Annotated in this window: 16 protein-coding genes; 11 read left to right on the top strand and 5 right to left on the bottom strand. The window is 73.9% G+C overall.

Annotated elements, in window-relative coordinates:
- Positions 1-2: 2 nt before the first annotated feature.
- The 5 genes from ACIBEA_RS04150 to ACIBEA_RS04130 all read left to right on the top strand — a co-directional run bounded on the left by ACIBEA_RS04150 (position 3) and on the right by ACIBEA_RS04130 (position 3,663).
- Positions 3-470 (top strand): NUDIX domain-containing protein, encoded by a 468-nt coding sequence (locus ACIBEA_RS04150; protein WP_399257688.1) that lies wholly within the window; start codon positions 3-5, stop codon positions 468-470.
- Complete coding sequence (locus ACIBEA_RS04145; protein WP_399257686.1) at positions 467-1,012, top strand: NUDIX domain-containing protein; 546 nt, start codon at positions 467-469, stop codon at positions 1,010-1,012. The genes ACIBEA_RS04150 and ACIBEA_RS04145 overlap by 4 nt, the downstream gene beginning before the upstream one ends.
- A gap of 32 nt (positions 1,013-1,044) precedes the next feature.
- Positions 1,045-1,455, top strand: coding sequence for a VOC family protein (locus ACIBEA_RS04140; protein WP_399257684.1), 411 nt, complete (start codon positions 1,045-1,047; stop codon positions 1,453-1,455).
- A gap of 103 nt (positions 1,456-1,558) precedes the next feature.
- Entirely contained in the window at positions 1,559-2,836 is a 1,278-nt protein-coding gene (locus ACIBEA_RS04135; RefSeq protein ID WP_399257683.1) for a VWA domain-containing protein, read from the top strand.
- A complete protein-coding gene (locus ACIBEA_RS04130) occupies positions 2,836-3,663 on the top strand; it encodes a hypothetical protein (RefSeq protein WP_399257681.1) in 828 nt (275 codons plus the stop codon). The genes ACIBEA_RS04135 and ACIBEA_RS04130 overlap by 1 nt, the downstream gene beginning before the upstream one ends.
- Positions 3,664-3,672: 9 nt before the next feature.
- On the opposite strand, the gene ACIBEA_RS04125 is transcribed toward ACIBEA_RS04130, so the two are convergent.
- On the bottom strand, positions 3,673-5,112 hold the full coding sequence (locus ACIBEA_RS04125) for an FAD-dependent monooxygenase (protein ID WP_399257679.1): 1,440 nt from the start codon (positions 5,110-5,112) through the stop codon (positions 3,673-3,675).
- Between the two features lie 38 nt (positions 5,113-5,150).
- Here ACIBEA_RS04125 and ACIBEA_RS04120 point away from each other — a divergent pair, with 38 nt between their 5' ends.
- Both ACIBEA_RS04120 and katG read left to right on the top strand, forming a co-directional pair.
- A complete protein-coding gene (locus ACIBEA_RS04120) occupies positions 5,151-5,843 on the top strand; it encodes a TetR/AcrR family transcriptional regulator C-terminal domain-containing protein (RefSeq protein WP_399257677.1) in 693 nt (230 codons plus the stop codon).
- 270 nt (positions 5,844-6,113) lie between these two features.
- On the top strand, positions 6,114-8,288 hold the full coding sequence (gene katG / locus ACIBEA_RS04115) for a catalase/peroxidase HPI (protein ID WP_399257675.1): 2,175 nt from the start codon (positions 6,114-6,116) through the stop codon (positions 8,286-8,288).
- A gap of 90 nt (positions 8,289-8,378) precedes the next feature.
- On the opposite strand, the gene ACIBEA_RS04110 is transcribed toward katG, so the two are convergent.
- Positions 8,379-9,179 (bottom strand): N-formylglutamate amidohydrolase, encoded by an 801-nt coding sequence (locus ACIBEA_RS04110; protein ID WP_399257673.1) that lies wholly within the window; start codon positions 9,177-9,179, stop codon positions 8,379-8,381.
- A 182-nt stretch (positions 9,180-9,361) separates the two neighbouring features.
- Here ACIBEA_RS04110 and ACIBEA_RS04105 point away from each other — a divergent pair, with 182 nt between their 5' ends.
- Entirely contained in the window at positions 9,362-10,831 is a 1,470-nt protein-coding gene (locus ACIBEA_RS04105) for an amidase (protein WP_399257671.1), read from the top strand.
- A 64-nt stretch (positions 10,832-10,895) separates the two neighbouring features.
- Here the strand turns inward: ACIBEA_RS04105 and ACIBEA_RS04100 are convergent, their stop codons facing one another.
- Both ACIBEA_RS04100 and ACIBEA_RS04095 read right to left on the bottom strand, forming a co-directional pair.
- On the bottom strand, positions 10,896-12,011 hold the full coding sequence (locus ACIBEA_RS04100; RefSeq protein ID WP_399257669.1) for an ABC transporter substrate-binding protein: 1,116 nt from the start codon (positions 12,009-12,011) through the stop codon (positions 10,896-10,898).
- 65 nt (positions 12,012-12,076) lie between these two features.
- Entirely contained in the window at positions 12,077-12,514 is a 438-nt protein-coding gene (locus ACIBEA_RS04095) for a MarR family winged helix-turn-helix transcriptional regulator (protein WP_399257667.1), read from the bottom strand.
- A 145-nt stretch (positions 12,515-12,659) separates the two neighbouring features.
- Between ACIBEA_RS04095 and ACIBEA_RS04090 the strand changes: the two genes are divergently transcribed.
- The 3 genes from ACIBEA_RS04090 (at position 12,660) to ACIBEA_RS04080 (ending at position 16,927) form a co-directional block, all read left to right on the top strand.
- Positions 12,660-13,544: an MBL fold metallo-hydrolase gene (locus tag ACIBEA_RS04090; RefSeq protein WP_399257665.1), complete on the top strand. Its 885-nt coding sequence runs from the start codon at positions 12,660-12,662 to the stop codon at positions 13,542-13,544.
- 139 nt (positions 13,545-13,683) lie between these two features.
- On the top strand, positions 13,684-15,150 hold the full coding sequence (gene rox, locus ACIBEA_RS04085) for a rifampin monooxygenase (protein ID WP_399257664.1): 1,467 nt from the start codon (positions 13,684-13,686) through the stop codon (positions 15,148-15,150).
- An 82-nt stretch (positions 15,151-15,232) separates the two neighbouring features.
- Positions 15,233-16,927: a protein kinase gene (locus ACIBEA_RS04080; protein ID WP_399257663.1), complete on the top strand. Its 1,695-nt coding sequence runs from the start codon at positions 15,233-15,235 to the stop codon at positions 16,925-16,927.
- On the opposite strand, the gene ACIBEA_RS04075 is transcribed toward ACIBEA_RS04080, so the two are convergent.
- Positions 16,893-18,125 (bottom strand): cation:proton antiporter, encoded by a 1,233-nt coding sequence (locus ACIBEA_RS04075; protein ID WP_399257661.1) that lies wholly within the window; start codon positions 18,123-18,125, stop codon positions 16,893-16,895. The two genes, ACIBEA_RS04080 and ACIBEA_RS04075, sit on opposite strands and share 35 nt — an antisense overlap.
- Positions 18,126-18,228 lie beyond the last annotated feature (103 nt).

Here is an 18,228-nt window from a genome sequence, read left to right as displayed (position 1 = left end):
GCATGAGCACCGCACCCACCGGGCCGCGACCGAACGTGGTCGGCGTCCACCTGTACCTCCAGCGCGACGACGGCCGGATCCTGCTCGGGCTGCGCCATCCGGACGTCGCCTTCGCCGGCCGCACCTGGCACTTCCTGGCGGGCCACTGCGAAACGGAAGGGGCGCTGGCCGCCCTGGTCCGGGAGGCGTCGGAGGAGGCCGGGCTGGTCATCGATCCCGCGGGGGCCGAGCTGGTGCACACCGTGCACGTCCTCGACCCCGACGGCGACGCCCGCCCCCGCCTGCAACTGGTCTTCCGGGCGCGCGCCTGGTCCGGCACCCCGGAGGTCCGGGAGCCGGACAAGTGCCTGGAGTGGGGCTGGTTCGCACCGGACCGGCTGCCCGAGCCGCTCGTCCCCTACACCCGGCAGGCGATCGAGTCGATCGGCCGCGGTCGGGCGTACTCCGAGATGGGCTGGTCGGCACGGTGAGCGGGGTGGAGCGCTACCGGCTGCCGCTGGACGTGCACCTGCTGCTGGTCCGGGCCGGGGAGCGGGGGCGGGAACGGGAGGTGCTGTTGTCGCGGCGGGCCGGGCAGGTGTACGCGGCGGGCATGTGGCACCTCCCGTCCGGGCACGTCGACGGGCCGCACGAGGACGTCGTCACCGCGGTGATCCGGGAGGCGGCCGAGGAGACCGGTGTGCGGATCGAACCGGGCGCGGTGGGACTGGCGGTGACCGTCCACCACCGCGGGCCCCAGGGCCGGGCCCGGATCGGCCTGTTCTTCCAGGTCCGCGCCTGGCGGGGAAGTCCGCGGGTGCGGGAGCCCGACGTCTGCGACGCCATGGGCTGGTACCCGCTGGACGCCCTGCCGGAGCCGATGGTCGCCTACTGCCGGGCCGCCCTGGACGCCTACCGCGCGGGCCTGCCCGGCGCCGTGCACTTCCAGGAGCCCGGCGACCCGATCCCCCACACCGCGGACGCCACCGACGACCGGACCCGGCTGCTGGCGGGCCCCGAACAAACCCCCTAGGAGCTCGTTCGATCTCGTGGCAAGATCGCGGGATGCTGCAACTCACCGATTTCATCATCGACTGCCCGGACACCATGAAGCTGGCAGCGTTCTACTCCGAGGTGACGGGGCTCCCGGTCAAGGCGGACAGCAACGAGCACTGGGCCGGTATCGCGTTCGGCTCGATCGAACTGGCCTTCATCCAGGTGGAGGACTACCGCGCCCCGCAGTGGCCGGACAACGAGCACCCCAAGCAGTTCCACCTCGACTTCGAAGTCGACGACATCGAGGCCGAGGAATCCCGCATCCTGGCCCTCGGCGCGACCCTTCAGCGGGACATCATCGACCCCGAAGGCTACGGCTTCCGCGTCTACACCGACCCCATCGGCCACCCCTTCTGCCTCTGCCGCAACAAGGGCGTCGTCTGGACCGAGCAGGGCCCCACCTGGCCCCAGCGCGCCTAGGCCGTCACCGGAGGTCCGCCCCGTCGGGTGGTCGACCCTGTCGGCAACGTCGCGCACGGCAGCCCGTTTTGGATTGGCGCGCGATCCTCAATACGATCCGGCGATGATCACAAGCAAACGGCTGGCGATCGGGGCGTGCGGCATGCTCGCCGCCCTGGCGGTCGGGCTCTTCCCGGCGAGCGCCGTCGCCGCAGACGGACCAACGGCCAAGGAACCGCCCAAGGTCGACCTCGTCCTCGACGTCAGCGGCTCCATGCGGGCGACCGACATCGACGGCCAGTCCCGGATGGCGGCGGCGAAGCAGGCCTTCAACGAGGTCATCGACGCCGTGCCCGACGAGGTGCGGCTCGGCATACGGACCCTGGGGGCCAACTACGCCGGTGAGGACAAGGCGCTCGGCTGCAAGGACACCAAGCAGCTCTATCCGGTGGGCCCCTTGAACCGGACCGAGGCGAAGACCGCGGTGGCCACGCTGGCGCCCACCGGCTGGACCCCGATCGGTCCGGCCCTGCTCGCCTCCGCCCAGGACCTGGAGGGCGGCAACGCCACCAAGCGGATCGTGCTCATCACCGACGGCGAGGACACCTGCGCCCCGCTCGACCCGTGCGAGGTGGCGCGCGACATCGCGGCCAAGGGCATCCACCTCACCATCGACACCCTCGGCCTGGTGCCCGACGCCAAGACGCGCGCGCAGCTCACCTGCATCGCGGAGGCCACCGGCGGCACCTATACCGCGGTGCAGCACAAGGAGGAACTCTCCGGTCGGGTGCGCCAATTGGTCGACCGGGCGGCCGATCCGGTCGTCAACCCCGTGGCCACCGAGGGCGCGAAGCAGTGCCAGGGGGCGCCGCAGTTGAAGGCCGGTCTCTACAGCGACCGCGAGACCTTCGGCGAGCACCGCTGGTACCGGGTGGACGTCCGTCCCGGGCAGGAACTGCGGGCCTCGGTGAGCATCGCCGCCGACCGCGCCGTCAACAACGACTACGGGGTCCTGCTCCGGGCGACGACCGTCCACGGGCGGGAGATCGTACGGGGTTCGGAGGCGGGTGACGGGCGCACCGACGTGCTCTCGACCGGCCTGCGCTACCCGAAGGCCGACGTCGACGACGCGGGCGCGGACGGCGAACCGCCGGCCGAGACCGTGTGCATCCAGGTCAGCAACTCCTTCTCCGCGGCGCCGTCCGTCAAGACCGCCCCGGGCATGCCCGTCGAGCTGGCCATCGAGCTGGTGGACGGTCCCGACGAGGCGTCCGACGCCGCCGCCTTCGGGCTCGGGCGCGGCTGGTGGTCGCTGGGCGTGCTGGTGCTCGCCGGGCTGCTGGCCGGTCTGGTGTGGGGCTGGATCTCGCGCTGGCGCATCTCCGTCTGGAGGACCAACTGATGCGTACCGTACGCACACTGACCGCCGTGCTCGTGGCGGCCACCGCCGCGCTCGCGGTGGCGGGAACGGCCGCGACGGCGATGGCGGACACCCCCTCGCCCTCCGGCCCCGTCGCCGGCCCGAGTTCCGGCAAGAAGTCCGGCAAGGACGCTTCCGGGGCGAGCGCTCCGACCGAGGCGGGGACCAGTTTCCGTACCGCCGCCGCGTTCCGTCCGGGTCAGCAGGCCACCGCGGCCGGGTCCACGGGTGACTACCTCTACTGGGTGCTCCCCATCGACGCGCAGCAGCGGGTGACCGTGAGGACCACGGTCACCCTGCCCGAGTCCGCCGCCCGGCACGGCTCGGCGACCTGGCAGCTCGACGTGTACGACGGTCTGCGCCGCCGGCAGGCGTGCACGTACGGGACGCAGTCCCGGGCGGTGGCGAAGGAGGCCGCCTCGGTCGAACTCTCCTGCACCCTGCGCACCGTCCGGGCCGCGGCGGAGCCGTGGGCCAACGATCCGCTGCCGGGGAGCTACTACGTGCGCCTGACGGTCGCCGCCCTGCCTGCCGAGGACCTCGGTCTGCCGGTACGGGCCGCGGTCGAGGCCGCGGTCACGGAGACCGGTGGTGCCACCGCGGTGGACGGTTCGCTCGCCGCTCCGCTGGTTCCCGCCACGGTGACCGGGTCGCTGCGCGAGCCGGAGGACGGCTGGTCCGGCGGCTGGTGGACCGACCGTTGGATCTGGACCGCGGCGGGCGGCGTGCTCGGCGCCCTCGCGGGCCTCTTCGGTTACTCCCTCACGCGCGGCTCGGGCCGCCCGTCCCGGGTGCCGTCCGGCGCCTGAGCAGGACCCTCACGCGCGGGGTGCCGCGCCTCCGAAGCGGGCGAGGTAGCGGGCCAGGCCGGTCGGCTCCTCGCCCGCCCAGCCGACGTATCCGTCGGGCCGGACCAGGAAGATCCCCTTGCCGTACGGCTCGTAGGCGTCGATGCGCCGCGTCAGGACGAATTCGGCGTCCACGGCCGGCAGTTCGGCGTCCGTACCCACGGCCAGCAGGGTGAAGTGGGGGCCCCGGAACAGGTCGAAGAGCCGGCTCCCGTCCGGGAGCGGCCCGTCCGGGGCCCGGTCACCGGCTTCCAGGGCGCCCGCCGAGCCCTCGGAGAGCGGGCCGCCCCGGTAGCCGAGGCCGAGCTGGCGACCGGCTTCGCCCCGCTCCTCCTCGCCGCGGTGGATCCGGGTCGACAGGCCGAGCATCTGGGCGGCGACGGGCTGGCGCTCCTGCTCGTACGTGTCGACGAGCGCCGGATCCGCGCCGTGGCGCAGCACCTGGCCGAGCTTCCAGCCGAGGTTGTAGGCGTCCTGGACGCTGGTGTTGAGCCCCTGCCCTCCCGCCGGGGAGTGCACGTGGGCGGCGTCGCCCGCGAGCAGGACGCGGCCGGTGCGGAAGCGATCGGCCATGGCCGCGCGCGGCCGGAAGTCGGAGGCCCAGCGGACCTCGGTGACGTCCCGCGCGCTCAGGTGGGTGAGGGCGGCGACCACCGCGGGGACGTCGAGGTCGTCGGTCCGGGCGACGAGTTGGTAGTCGTCGGTGCCGGGGAGCGGACAGATCGCGGCGAAGGCGCCGTCCGCGCCGGGGAAGACGTGCCAGTGGTCGCGGTCCAGGGCGCCGGGACGCAGCCGGACGTCGGCGACGACCATCGGGTCGGGGGCCACGCTCGCACCGCCCTGGCCGGTCATCGCGATGCCGAGGGCCTTGCGCACCGTGGAACGCCCTCCGTCGGCGGCGACCAGATAGGCGGCGCGCAGGGTGGCTCCGTCGGCGAGGTGCGCGTCCACTCCGTCGGCGTCCTGGTCGAGGCCGATCAGCTCGACGCCGAAGGCGACCCGGCCGCCGATCTCGGTGAGGCGCGCGAAGAGGATCTCCTGCGTGCGCCACTGCGGGATCAACCGGGCCCGTCGGTGGGGCTCGGCGTCGGTGGGCCCGTCGATGTCGCCGTCGCCCAGCATGTCGTGCTCGCCGACGGGGTTTCCGCCCTGCCAGATCCGACCCATGGGGGCGTTGCCGCTGTCGGCCAGCACCGCGTCGACGACCCCGAAGTCGTCGAGGACCTCCAGGGTCCGCGGCTGGACGCCCTTGCCCCGGGAGCCGGGGAAGAGCGCGTCGGCCCGTTCGAGGACCAGGGCGCGGACGCCGCGGCGGGTGAGGTCGAGGGCGAGGGCCAGTCCGGTGGGGCCCGCGCCGACGACGAGTACGTCGGGCGCCCCCGACTCCTTAACGCTGTTAAGTGCTGTCATGGCTACGAGAATGTGCTTAACGCTGTTAAGTTGTCAAGGTGTCGAGAGAACCGGACGCGACGTCCGACGTAAGAGGAGCCAAGCCCGAGCGGGCCCGGCTCGACCGCGCGACGGTCGCGGCCACCGCCCTGCGCCTGCTCGGCGAGGTGGGCCTCGAAGGGCTCACGCTGCGGGCCATCGCCAAGGAACTGGACGTCAAGGCGCCCGCGCTGTACTGGCACTTCAAGGACAAGCGGGCCCTGCTCGACGAGATGGCCACCGAGATGTTCCGCCGGATGACGGCGGACCTGGCCACGGCCGTCGATCCGCCCCGCGACTGGCACGAGGCGCTGGAGAGCGCGATGCGCGGGCTGCGCGACCACCTGCTGCGCTACCGCGACGGCGCCAAGGTCTACAGCGGCACGCACTTCACGGACATGAGCTTCGCCGCCCCGATGGAAGCCCACCTGCGCACCCTGGTCGACGGCGGCTTCAGCTCCGCCGGGGCCGCCCGCGCATGGTTCACCGCGTACAGCTACACCATCGGGTACGTGATCGAGGAACAGTCGATGGGGCCGCTGCCCGGCGCGGACGGCGAGGGGTACGACCTCGACGCCCGCGCCGCACGCCTCACGGACTACCCGCTGACGACCGAGGCAGGCCCGGCCATGTTCCGTGACCGGGACACCGGATTCGAGGAGGGGCTCGCCGCGGTCCTCACGGGCATCGCCGCGACGCGCTCCCGCTGGTGAGCGCGAGGGCTCCGTCGTGCGGTACGAAATCGAGGTCGGTCAGGGCCCGATGATCGCACCGGTACGGGAGCCGAGGGCGGCCGGTGTGCCGACACGTGTGGTGCCGGTGTGGTGACCGGTGGAGATGCGGCGGCGTCCTGCGTGTTCTCGCCGCGGTGCGGGGCGCGGTACGCGACCATACGGACGCCGATGCGCGCTCGATCGTCGGCGGCGTGCGAAGCGGCCGGCAGCCGGCCGAGGGAAACACCGAGAATCAGGAAGAAGGACGACGTGTCCGGCAGCGACAGCGAGAACCCAGTCATCCCCGCCCCTGCCCCCACCTCGACCCGCCCCAGGTCGAACCGGGACTGGTGGCCGGAACAGATCGACCTCCAGGTCCTCCATCACCATTCGTCCCGCTCCAACCCGCTGGGCGAAGACTTCGACTACGCGCGCGAGTTCGCGACGCTGGACCTCGACGCCCTGAAGCAGGACGTCTTCGCGGTCATGACGGCGTCGCAGGACTGGTGGCCCGCCGACTACGGCCATTACGGGCCGCTCTTCATCCGGATGAGCTGGCACTCCGCGGGAACGTACCGCATCGCCGACGGCCGCGGCGGTGGCGGGGCCGGCGCCCAGCGCTTCGCGCCCCTCAACAGTTGGCCGGACAACGCGAGCCTGGACAAGGCGCGCCGGCTGCTCTGGCCCGTCAAGCAGAAGTACGGCCGGAAGGTCTCCTGGGCCGACCTGCTGGTCTTCGCCGGCAACTGCGCCTTGGAATCCATGGGGTTCAAGACCTTCGGCTTCGGCTTCGGGCGCGAGGACATCTGGGAACCCGAGGAGATCTTCTGGGGCCCCGAGGACACCTGGCTCGGCGACGAGCGCTACAGCGGCGACCGGGAGCTCTCCGGCCCGCTCGGCGCCGTACAGATGGGGCTGATCTACGTCAATCCGGAGGGCCCCAACGGCAATCCGGATCCGCTGGCCGCCGCCAAGGACATCCGCGAGACGTTCGCGCGCATGGCCATGAACGACGAGGAGACGGCCGCCCTCATCATCGGCGGGCACACCTTCGGCAAGTGCCACGGCGCGGTCGGCGCCGAGTACATCGGCCCGGAGCCCGAGGGCTGCCCGATGGCGCAGCAGGGCCTCGGCTGGCAGAACACCTACGGCAGCGGCTCGGGCGTCGACGCGCTGACCAGCGGGCTGGAGGGCGCGTGGACCTCCGCGCCCGCGACCTGGGACAACGGCTACCTGGACAACCTCTTCGCCTACGACTGGGAGCTGACGACCAGTCCGGCCGGCGCGCAGCAGTGGACACCCACGGATCCGGCGGCGGCGGGCACCGTGCCCGATGCGCACGATCCGTCGAAGACGCACGCGCCGATGATGCTGACGACGGACCTCGCGTTGAAGTTCGACCCGGTCTACGCGCCGATCGCGAAGAGGTTCCACGAGGACCCGGCCGCCCTCGCGGACGCCTTCGCCAAGGCCTGGTACAAGCTCCTGCACCGCGACATGGGACCCCTCTCGCGTTACCTCGGTCCGTGGACCCCGGCGCCGCAGCTGTGGCAGGACCCCGTTCCCGCGGTCGACCACCCGCTGGTCTCGGACGCGGACGTCACCGCCCTGAAGGCCGCGGTCCTCGCCTCGGGGCTCACCGTCTCCCAACTGGTCACCACCGCTTGGGCGTCGGCGGCGAGCTTCCGCGGCACCGACAAGCGCGGCGGGGCCAACGGGGCCCGGATCCGGCTCGCGCCGCAGAAGGACTGGGAGGTCAACGCCCAGCCCGAGGTGGCCGAGACGGTGCGGCGCCTCGAAGGGATCCGGCAGGAGGCCGGCGGTGCGCGGATCTCGCTCGCCGACCTGATCGTCCTGGGCGGTTGCGCGGCGGTCGAGCAGGCGGCCAGGAACGCCGGGCACGAGGTCACGGTCCCGTTCGCACCGGGGCGCACGGACGCCACGCAGGAGCAGACCGACGTGGAGTCCTTCGCCGTGCTCGAACCGCGCGCGGACGGGTTCCGCAACTACCTGCGGGCGGGCGAGAAGCTGTCACCGGAGACCCTGCTGCTGGACCGCGCGAGCATGCTGACGCTCACCGCACCCGAGATGACGGTGCTGACCGGCGGCATGCGCGCCCTGGACACCGGCTTCCGGCGGTCCCCGCACGGCGTCCTGACCGACCGGCCGGAGACGCTGACCAACGACTTCTTCGTCAACCTGCTGGACATGGGCACGGAGTGGAAGGCGTCGGCGACGGCGGAGAACGTCTTCGAGGGCCACGACCGCGCGACGGGCAAGCCCCGGTGGACGGCCACCGCCGCCGACCTCGTCTTCGGTTCGCACGCCCAGCTCCGCGCCCTGTCGGAGGTCTACGCGTCCGCGGACGCCGGGGAGAAGTTCGTGCGCGACTTCGTGGCCGCGTGGGACAAGGTGATGAACCTCGACCGGTTCGACCTCGCCTGACGGGTGCCCACGGGGACCGGGACCGTGACCGGATGGTCGGGGTCCCCGGTCCCCCGCCCGGCCGCCTCGGCGCGCCCCGGGGCGCCGCCGTCACGGTCGCAGGGCGTCCACGAGGCGCGCCAGGGCCACCGCCAGTGCGCCGAGACCGGGACCGGCGGGGCCGCCCGGCTCGGTCATGTAGACGTCCCGCCGGATCTCCACCATCAGTGCGCCGACCCGGGCGTCCTGGCCGTAGTGCTCCAGCGGTACGTACGTGCCGGCGAAGGGGCTGTCGAGTCCCGTGCCGCCGAAGCCCGCGAAGGCCTTCTCGGCCTCGGCGAGCAGCCCGGCCGGGGTGTGGAAGGGGTCCGTGCCCAGGCAGATCGGCGGTCGGCTCCCCGCGCCGTGGAGTTCGTAGGGGAGGGGCGCGCTCGGGTAGGAGTGCACGTCGATGATCACAACCCGCCCGACGGCCTCCAGCCGGTCCCGCACGGCCCGCGTCATCGCCCGCGCGTACGGGTGGAAGTAGCGGTCGACCAACGGCGTCCCGTCGAACCCGTCCGGGCGCAGGGCCTCCCGGTGGGTGGTCCGCGTGTACACCGCGCCCATGCCCACGGACAGCATCTCCTCGCGCTCGTCGGGGAAGCGCTCGGGGTCGACGACCAGACGGGACAGGCCGTTGACGAACCGCCACGGGGTGAGGCCGCAGAGGGCCGCCGCGGCCGCGGCGATCTCGGCGGTGTGGGAATCGGTGATGTGGTCCAACTCCCGCTCCAGCGCGCCGTCCTCCAGCACGATGTCGGCGCGGACGGAGCCGGGCACGACCCGCGAGGAGTGCGGCACGTGCAGGAGGACCGGCGAGGCGGCGGCGCCGGGGAGGAGCTGGAAGGGGGCGTCGGGCGTGTGCTGCATGCGGGGTTCCTCGGCGGGAGGCGGCGTATTCGGGCACGTCGGGTGGCATGGTAACGCCCGCCCCTGGCAGCGCCCCTGACCGCGCCCCCGTCACCCGCGCCGTGGACGGTGCTTGACGTGCGCGCGACGGGGCACCAGCCTTACCCGGAGTTACTCGTAGGTAGGGGAAAGGGGTGGCGGCCATGGGCGTGGGCTCGAACGGCGCGCTGGGCGGGGAGCGGGACGGGGACGCGGCCGGGCGACAGGACCGGGACGACGCCGAGTTGATGTTCCTGGGGGTCGAGCGCCAGGCCGAGCTGGTGCGCACGGGCAAGGTCACCTCCCGTGCGCTCGTCGAAGCGTCGCTGCGCCGCGTCGCGCGCCACGGCCCCGCCCTCGGCGCCTTCCGCGTCGTCCTCGCCGAGCGGGCCCTGGCCGAGGCGGACGCCCGCGACGCGCGGCGCGGGGACGGCCCGCTCCACGGCGTACCCGTCGCCGTCAAGGACGAGTTGGACGTCGCCGGACAGGTCACCGGCTTCGGCAGCGCCGCCAACCGCACGCCCGTCGCGGCCGATTGCGAGGCCGTGCGCCGCCTGCGCGCCGCCGGAGCCGTCGTGATCGGCAAGACGACGATGCCCGAGTTCGGCCAGTGGCCCTTCACCGAATCCGCCGCCCACGGGCACGCCCGCAACCCCTGGGACACCACCCGCACCCCCGGCGGATCCAGCGGCGGCAGCGCCGCGGCCGTCGCGGCCGGGCTCGTCGGGGCGGCCCTCGGCGGTGACGGCGGCGGGTCCATCCGCATCCCGGCCGCCTGTTGCGGGCTGTTCGGCCTCAAACCGCAGCGCGGCCGGGTCTCCACCGCTCCGCACCCGCACCTCTGGTACGCCCTCGGTACGGTGGGCCCGCTGACCCGCACCGTGCGCGACTCCGCGCTGCTCTACGACGTGCTCGCCGGTTCGACCCGCACCGACCGCTGGAGCGCCCGGCCCGCCGCCACCGACTGGCTGCGGGACCTGGACACCGCGCCCGGCCGGCTGCGCGTCGGCTACAGCGCCACGCCCGCCGTGCCCGGTGTGCGACCGGATCCGGAACACGTCGCGGCCCTGCTGGAGACCGTACGGGCCCTGCGCGAACTGGGCCACGACGTACGGGAGGTGCGCCCCCGCTACCCGGACGCGACGGCCCCCTTCGTCGCCCAGTTCTGCGGCGGCGTGCGGGCGGAGGCCGCCGCCGTCGAGCGGCCGGAGCTGCTGGAGCGGCGCACCCGGCACGTCCTGGCGCTCGCCCGGGCGGTCCCGGAGTCCGCCGTGGAGCGCGGGATCCTGGCGGGTGAGCGGCTGGCTGCCCGCGCCGACCGGATGTTCACCACCATGGACCTGCTGCTGACCCCGACCATCGCCGGGCGCCCGCGCCCGGTCGGCGCGCTGGACGGGGCCGGGCTGCTGACGGCGCTCGTCCGGGCGCGCCCGATGATCGCCTACACGGCGCTGTGGAACGTCACCGGCCACCCGGCCGCCTCCCTTCCGGCGGGCCGCGGCGCGGACGGGCTGCCGCTCGCCGTGCAGTTGGTGGGCCGGCGCGACGACGAGGTGAGCGTGCTGCGGGTCGCGGCGCAGTTGGAGGCGGCCCGTCCGTGGGCGGGCGAGCGCCCGGAGCCACCGCTCGCGTGACCGGCGCCCCGGACATGCCGGCCGCGCCGGACGCGCCGGTCCGGGGCCCGCGTACGCCGCCCGCTCAGCCGGTGTGCAGGATCCGGAAGCGGCCGGGCTCCGCCGGATCCCGGTCCACGACCTGGATCGGCGGGCCGTCCCACTGCCAGACGCCGATGCCCGGCAGCCGGGAGAAGTCGATCTTCCCGCGGGTGCCCTCCACCGCCACGTGCGGCCAGGACCCGGCGGTGCGCGTGCGGTCCGGGCCGTGGGAGCGCAGCACCTCGGCGAGGACGGCGATCGTGTCGTAGCCCTCGAAGGCGACGAAGGAGGGCGCTTCGCCCAACCGCTCGCGCAGGGCCCGCTCGACCCGCGCCCCGAGCGGGCCGAGGCGCTCGGGCAGGTAGCGCAGGAACGGGACCGCGGCTCCGTCGTCGCCCAGCTGCGTCGCCCAGCCCGCGAACTCCGGCTGCCCGGCCGGGGCGCCGATCAGGACCTCGCCCAGTCGCGCGTCCCGGCGGACGGCCCGGACGATCGGCACGGCCGGATCCGGCACTCCGACCAGCAACAGGAGGGCCGTGGCCCGCTCGGCGGCGAGTGCGTCGCACACCGCCGCGGGGGTGAGCCCACCCGCGTCCAGTTCGACGACGGCGCCGCCGCGGGGCGCGAGGCGCTCCCGCAGGATGCGGACCCCGGAGGCCCAGTAGACGCTCGGCTGGGTCGCCACGGCGATGCGCCGGTGTCCCGCGCCGAGGAGGAAGTCCGCGTAGAGCCGCCAGCCGCGGGACTGCGGCGGGGCGAGGCGCGCTACCCGGTCCGTCGGCCCTTCGGTGAGCGCGTCGAGCACCGCCGACGAGCACAGGAACGGCAGGCCGAGGGCGTCCGCCCGGGCGGCGGCGGCGCGGGCGACGACGCTGTGGTACTCCCCCGCCACGGCGGCCACGCCCAGCGCGGCGAACTCGTCCACGGCCGCCACGGCCCGCTGGGGATCGGCCGCGGTGTCCCGGACCACCAGGTCGAGGGGCCTACCGGCGATCCCGCCCGCGTCGTTCGCTTCGCGGACGCCCAGCTCCAGTCCGGCGAGCAGGTGCCGGCCCGCCTCGACCCAGCCGGGCCGGGTCAGCGGCGCGAGCGCGCCGATCCTGACGGGCGACGACGCGTCGGCCGGCCCCTCTCCGCGTCGCGATGCCGTTGCGTTCATGCCTGGACTTCCCCCGTGTGCCGTTCCCGTTGTTCCGTGCCGTGATCGCCGTGCCGGGCCCCTCGCTAGCACCTGCCCTCTCCGGTGACGACCTGCTCCAGCAGGCCGTGGAGGACCCGCTGCTGCTGCGGGCTCAGCCCGGCGAGCGGGGAGTCCACGGCGAGGAGTTCCTGCAGCCGGGCCCGCAGCGCGGTCCCCGAGGCCGTGAGCACGAGGTGCTTGGCCCGGCGGTCGGTGGGGTGCGGGTGGCGCTCGATCAGGCTCTGCTTTTCGAGCTTGTCGACGACGAAGGTGGTGTTGGACGGCTCGCAGCACATGCGTTCGGCCAGCTCCCGCATGGTCATCGGCCCGCTCATCTCCCGCAGCGCGGCCGCCTGGGACGCGGTCAGGCCCAGGGTGCCCGCACACGCCCGCACGTGCTCGGCGATCCGCTGCGCCAGTCCGTTCACCAGGCCGCACAACTGACGCTCGGCGCTGGCCTCGGGTTCGCGGGACGTCGTCATGCCACCACTTTAGCAAGTCCATCAAGACAACATAATTACAGCTTGAATGATTCAAACTTGATGCTTATGGTTGCGCCGTCGCCCCGAACCACGGGGCGACCGACCCCACCACCCGGACCACCGGGCCACCACCAGGAGAGACTTCATGACCGAGACGACCGTGGTACGAGCCGGCCGACTGAACCGACCGTCGCGCATCCGTTCCCTCCAGCTGGGGGACACGAAGGTGTCGTACGTGCCGGACGGCGCCGTACGGGTGCGGCCGCTCGAACTGCTCGGGGACACCACGGCCGAGGTGTGGGACGCGCACCCCGAATACCTGGACGCCACGGGCCACCTCGTCGGGAGCGTCGGCGCCCTGCTCGTGGAGCACGGCGGTCGGGCGCTGCTCATCGACGCCGGCTTCGGCCCGCAGGAGCAGGAGGTGCCGGACGGCCCCATCGCCCGGATCCGGGGCGGCGAGCTCCTGGACCGGTTGGCCGAGCTCGGCCGTGCTCCGTCGGACATCGAAGCCGTGGCCTTCACCCATCTGCACTCCGACCACCTCGGCTGGGCGTGCCACCGGGTCCCCGGCAGCGACCTGCCCGTCTTCACCGGCGCCGCGTACCTGCTCTCCGGACCGGAGTGGGCCGGGCGGGACCTCCTCGCGGACCAGGGCATGGCCGAGCAGGTCGCGGCCCTCGCGCCGCACGTGCGTACGGTCGAGGACGGCCAGGAGGTCTTCCCCGGCGTGCACGTGAGGATCGTCCCCGGGCACACGGTCGGGCACGCCGAGTACGTCATCACCGGCGGCGGGCGGCGGCTGATCGCCTTCGGCGACGCCCTGCACTCGCCGATCCAGATCGACCGCCCCGACTGGTCCTCGGCCTTCGACCACGACCCGGAGCGCACCGCCGACCACCGCCACCGCCTCGTCGCCGAGCTGGCGGAGCCCGACACGATCGGTTTCGGCGTCCACCTGGCGGACGTGGTCTTCGGACGGGTCCTGCGCGAAGGGGACGGTCCGGCCTGGCAGCCCGTGGACGCCTGAGCCCCGGGCACGACGAAGGGCAAGGAGTTCAACTCCTCGCCCTTCCCAAGGTATAGCGCACCAGGGGGCTTGCGGCAAGGCCCCGCCCTCGTCGCAAAATGGCCGACCAAGGCCAGGACCTGCAGAAACGGGCATTGCGATGAGAGACGTGATCGTGGTCGGCGGCGGACCGACCGGCTTGATGCTGGCCGCCGAATTGCGGCTGCACGGGGTGCGCGTGCTGGTGGTGGAGAAGCTGGCCGAGCCGACCGGGGAGTCGCGCGGGCAGGGCCTGCACGCGCGCAGCGTCGAGTTGATGGACCAACGCGGTCTACTGGAGCGCTTCCTGGCGGTCGGCGAGAAGTTCAGCGTCGGCGGATTGTTCGGCGGCGTCGTGAAGGCGTGGCCCGAGCGGCTGGACACGGCGCACCCGTACGGGATCGGGGTCCCGCAACCGGTCACCGAGCGGCTGCTCGACGAGCGGGCCCGCGAGCTCGGCACCGAGATCCGGCGCGGCTGCGAGGTCGTCGGGCTCGACCAGGACGAGGACGGGGTGTCCGTCGAGCTGGCGGACGGCGCGCGGCTGCGCGCGCGCTACCTCGTCGGGTGCGACGGCGGGCGCAGCACGGTGCGCGCACGGCTCGGCGTCGGTTTCCCCGGGGTGCCCGCCACCGTCGAGACGCTGATCGGCGACATGGAGGTGACCGCGGATCCGGCCACGATCAGCGCCGTCGTCCAGGACGTCCGCAGGACCCAGTTGCGGTTCGGCGTCTCCCCCAACGACGACGGGACGCACCGCGTCGTCGTGCCCGCGGACGGGGTGTCCGAGGACCGGACGGCCGCGCCGACCCTGGAGGACTTCCGGCATCGGCTGCGGGCGGTCGCGGGCACCGATTTCGGCGTGCGCGCGCCGCGTTGGCTGTCCCGCTTCGGCGACGCCACCCGGCAGGCCGAGCGGTACCGGGTCGGCCGGGTGCTGCTGGCCGGCGACGCGGCGCACGTCCACCCGCCGACCGGCGGGCAGGGGATGAACCTCGGCGTGCAGGACGCCTTCAACCTCGGCTGGAAGCTGGCCGCGGCGGTCGACGGCTGGGCCCCGGAGGGGCTGCTGGACAGCTACCACGAGGAGCGGCACCCGGTGGCTGCCCGCGTCCTGGACAACACCCGCGCGCAGATGACCCTGTTGGGGAGCGACCCGGGCGCGACCGCGTTGCGCGGGCTGTTCTCCGCGCTGATGGACTTCGAGGAGGTGAACCGGTACGTGACGGGGATGATCACCGCGGTCGACGTCGCCTACGACCTCGGCGGGGGCCACGCACTCGTCGGCCGCCGGATGCGCGACGTGCCGCTGGAGCGCGGCCGCCTCTACGAGCTGATGCACGAAGGGCGCGGACTCCTGCTCGACCGTACCGGGCGGCTCTCGGTGGCCGGCTGGGCGGACCGCGTCGACCACGTCGTCGACCACGGCCTCGACCTCGACCTCGACGGGGAAGGGGGTGCGCCCGCGGTCCTGCTGCGGCCGGACGGCCATGTGGCGTGGGTGGGCGACGACCAGCGGGACCTGCTGGACCACCTGCCCGCGTGGTTCGGAGCCGCGGCCGACGGGCCCGGCGACAGCGCCGGGTGAGGTGGCGCCGTAGCGTCTACTCTTGTCCGCGGCAGAGGGCGGCGAGGGCCGATCGACGAGCGGGTTGTGAACGGGGCGTGCGGTGCCGACGGGGGAAGCGAACGACAACGAGCTGGTCGGCAGGCTGCTGGGAGGCCGCTACCGGGTGACCGCGATGATCGGCCGCGGCGGCATGGGCGTGGTCGCCCGCGCGCTGGACGAACTGCTGGGCCGTGAGGTCGCGGTCAAGATCCTGCGGGCCTACACCGACGCCGGCGCGCCGGAGCTGGCCGATCTGCGGACCCGGATGCAGCGCGAGGCCCGGGCCGCGGCCCGGATCCGGCACCGCGGTGTGGTCACCGTGCACGACGTCACGCAGGACCAGGGGCTGCCGGTCATCGTGATGGAACTCGTCGACGGCCCGTCCCTCGACGACGTGCTCTCCGAGCGCGGCCCGCTGGATCCGCGCGAGGCGGCGGCGATCGGGGCCGAGCTGATGCGGGCCCTCGACGCCGCGCACCGGGCGGGCGTCCTGCACCGGGACGTGAAGCCGGGGAACGTGCTGCTGGAGCGCGGCGGCCGGGTGGTGCTCACGGACTTCGGCATCGCCACCATGGACACCACCGACGACGAGGCCGCGTCCAAGCTGACCCGCAGCGGCCAGATCATCGGCTCCCTCGACTACCTGCCGCCGGAGCGCGCCCAGGGTCAGGAGCCGGGACCCCCGGCGGACATCTGGTCGCTGGGCATGACCCTGTACGCGGCGGTGGAGGGCACCGTCGCCTTCCGCCGCACCTCCGCGTGGTCGACGCTCTCCGCGATCGTCGGCGAACCGCTCCCCGAGCCCCGGCGGGCGGGGCCGCTGATGCCGGTGCTGCGGGCACTGATGGCGAAGGACCCGGCGCAGCGGCCGACCGCCGCCCAGGCCGGGGCGATGCTCGACCAGGTGGCGGCGGGCCGGCCGGCGCACCCCGTGCCCGCCGCCGTGCCCCCGCCCGTCGGCGCGTCGGCTCCCACCACCGGCTCGTTCGGTCCGCCGCCGGTGCTCTCCGAGCCCCACCCCCAGCCGTACGCGCCCCCGCACCCCCGGCCGACGTACGCGCAGCCTGCGTACGCACCGCCGTCACAGCCGCAGCCTTCGTACGCGCAGCCGTCGTACGCACAGCCCCCGAACGCCGGGCACCCGGCGCCCGGCGGATCGCCGACCGGTACCCGGCACACCCCCGGGGACACCGCGCGGGCCCGGCGTCGCACCCGTACCGTGACGGTCCTCGCGGCCGTCGCCGTGCTCGGGGCCGGCGGCGTGGCCTACGCCCTGTCCGCGGGACAGGGCGGCGGGCGCGGTGGCGGGCGGGCGGCAGGGGGCGCCGACACCTCCTCGACGACCGGCCGGCCGGATGCGGGCACGGCGACGGACGGCGCGGCCACCCCGAGCGCCTCCCCCACCCGGAGCCCGAAGAAGAAGCCGTCGGCCAGCGCCTCCCCGCGCCGCACCCCGTCCTCGGCGACGACCAAACCCGGCCCCGCGTCCACCAGTTGCAGTGGCTGGAGCCACAAGGACCCGAAGCCGGGAACCTACGGCTACACGGCCGGCGACGTCCACCTCGAAACGGGCCCGTACGAGCGGTGCCCCGACGCCTCGCCCGCCAGGAGCGGCACCAAGCTCCGCTACTTCTGCTACGTGGTGAACGCGGACGGCGACAAGTGGACGTACGTCCGCCTGGACGGCTCGACCAGCGCGGGCTGGATGTCCAATGCCGACCTCACGCGCCAGAAGGGCCCTTCGTCCCCCTGCTGACGGCCCGGCTCCCAGTCGCCCTGCGGGCGAAGGCGAGCGCGATCGGGCGGACGGACAGTCCGTGCAGGAGCACGCTCAGCAGGACGGTCGCGCACATCGCGGTGACGACGAAGTCGGCTTCCTCGGGCGGCAGTTGTCCGGCCGCCAGGGTGGCGAACACGATCGAGGTCACGCCCCGGGACCCGAACCAGCCGACGGCCGCGCGCTCGGGCACCGTCAGCACGGTGGCGGTCAGGGACAGCATGACGGGCAGGAACCGGACCACGGTGAGGGCCAGCAGGGCGTAGCCGAGCTCGGCCAGGCCGATCCCGTCGGCGAACTGGTCGATCGTCAGGCCGCCGAGGACGAACCAGACCGCGAAGGCGAGCACCTGCCCGACGTGGTGGACGAGGGAGAGATTGGCGTGGCCGAGCGCGCGGGCGGCCGGGGCGTAGCAGACTCCGGAGACGAAGGCCGCGACGAATCCGTTGCCGTGGGCGAGCACGGCCGCCGTGAAGACGAGGAACGGGACCGCCAGCGTGGCCAGGCGCAGGCTCTCCGGAGTTGCCCACTGCGCCGCGAGGGCGCGCCTGACCAGCCAGGCGGCCCCCGCTCCCAACAGGGCGCCGACCAGGACGGCCGTCGCGGACTCGCGCACCACCCGCCACACGAGCGCCCCCACACCGCTGTTGCCGGCCGCGGTGACGTGGGCGACGGCGAAGACGAACAGGGGCGAGATCAGCCCGTCGTTCAGACCGCCCTCCACATTGAGGGCGGCGCGGACCCGCAGGGGTACGCGTTCGTCGGCGAGCAGCGTCGAGATGGGCGCGAGGTCGATGGGCATCACCACGAGCGCGGTGACGAGCAGCAGCCACCACCCGGTGTCGGGGAACAGCGCGGCTCCCATGAGCGTGGCCACGGCGATGGTGAGGGGCAGGGCGATCCCGAGCAGGCGCCACTCGCCCGCCGTGGTCTTCAGCCGGTGGTACTCGGTGGATTCGCAGGCGTCCAGGAACAGCAGCAGGGCGAGGACCACCTCGACGCCCCGTTGGAAGCCGTGTTGGCTCAGGTTCTCCTGCACCCACGGGGCCTCGCCGCTGTTGAGGAACGCGCCCGCGAGCGCGAAGGCGAGGGGAGCCGTCACGCTCCACCGGGCGAGCCGTTCCGCGGTCACGGACCACGCGAACAGCAGGCACGCCACGATGAGGAACGCCGCCATGAACCCTCGCACGGGAGAAGACCGGCGGACCTCCGGGCCCGCCCGTGAGCCGGACCGGCTCACGATGGCCCGTCCCGGGCCGCGGCCCACCACGGCACCGGCC

The sequence above is a fragment of the Streptomyces sp. NPDC051555 genome, assembly GCF_044454405.1.
Lineage (GTDB): Bacteria > Actinomycetota > Actinomycetes > Streptomycetales > Streptomycetaceae > Streptomyces.
This window is presented reverse-complemented; position numbering and strand designations above follow the sequence as displayed.